At 41.4% G+C, this 1,394-nt stretch carries 1 protein-coding gene; it reads right to left on the bottom strand.

Annotated elements, in window-relative coordinates; translation table 11 throughout:
• Positions 1-1,052 (bottom strand): group II intron reverse transcriptase/maturase (gene ltrA / locus IC221_RS29145; protein WP_188172305.1); only part of this gene is annotated, 1,052 nt, incomplete at its 3' end.
• Between the last annotated feature and the right edge of the window lie 342 nt (positions 1,053-1,394).

Below are 1,394 nucleotides of genomic sequence, written 5' to 3'. Positions count from 1 at the left end.
CGGAGCCTGTTTCTTACCCATTCATCTACCTTTTTCAGTTTTCGCTGGATGCTTCCTAAACTAAAATAGTTGACCCACCCTCTTTGTATTTCTAGGAGTTTCTTGAGGCGTTCATCGAAGCTCATGGGAGTTGTTTTTCGGGTCACCTCTTTGAGACTTGCCTTCAACTTTTTCCATGAATCACCTTTGGCAACCAATTGGTATTGTCCTTTTGAACCTTTCTTATAGCTCGATACAAAAGCGTAGCCGAGCACCTCAAAATCTAGAGGACGTCGTTTTCCACTTTTCTCCCGATTGATCGGTAGTTTTAGGACATCTCGTAGAAATACATACACATTATTTCCTACACGTTTTGCCGCTTTTTCAGACTTGACATAAATACTAAAATCATCGGCATATCTCACAAAACGAACTCCTCGTTCTATTAAAAAGAGATCCAGTTCATGGAGCAAGATATTAGAAAGAAGTGGACTTAATGGTCCTCCTTGCGGAACACCTTTTCGCCTTTTCTTCAGTTTTCCTTGAATCATAATCGGTGCTCTTAGGAACTTACGGATCGGTTTCATGGTGATAGGACATTTGATTCTTTGGTAGATCAGTTGCAGTAAGATGCTGTGATCCACTTCGTCGAAGAAGCTTTTAAGGTCGATATCAATAATATGTTGATAGCCACTATTGATGTAGGATAATGATGTTTTCAGTGCATCATGAGCACTTTTGTTTGGACGGAAACCAAAACTAAACTTCGAGAACTCCTGTTCGAAAATAGGAGATAAAACCTGATGCAGTGCCTGCTGAATGAGGCGGTCTTGTACAGTCGGAATTCCTAAAAGACGTGTTTTTCCATTCGGTTTTGGTATCTCTACACCCTTAATCGGCTGTGGTAAATACTGCCCCGAAAGCAAATCGCTTTTTGTATTATCCCATGTTTTCTGTAGATGAAAGAAGAGTTGAGCAATCGACATTTTGTCAATTCCTGCACTTCCTCCATTGCGGTAAACACGCTGATAAGCCCGTTTCATATTTACTTTAGACACTACTTGTTCGATCATTCTACTAAAATTTAAAACCTAGTCCTGCTTTGTAAAGGCTAGCCTATTCTTCTTCTGCTGAATTAACAGAATAAGCCTCCATTTTCAATTAAGGACACTGTAACCTTCGGTCCTTCAGCGAGGTGAGTTCTCCGAAACTTGTCGGTACTTGTATCGCCTACTATGACCTCTGCTGACTTCTCTTGTTGAACCTGCAACCAAGAGATCTCCCCAAGTAAGGACACCTTCTTTCCATTGATCACTGCGACATCTACATAGACAGCACTGTGTTTCGAATTACAGCGTGGTTCCCACGTTCGGACTTCGTAATGATGTGCTTACTCATCCTACCGACTATGCCTC

The organism is Flammeovirga sp. EKP202, assembly GCF_014534745.1.
Lineage (GTDB): Bacteria > Bacteroidota > Bacteroidia > Cytophagales > Flammeovirgaceae > Flammeovirga.
The sequence above is the reverse complement of the archived record's forward strand: the minus strand, read 5'-3'. Positions and strand labels throughout refer to the sequence as shown.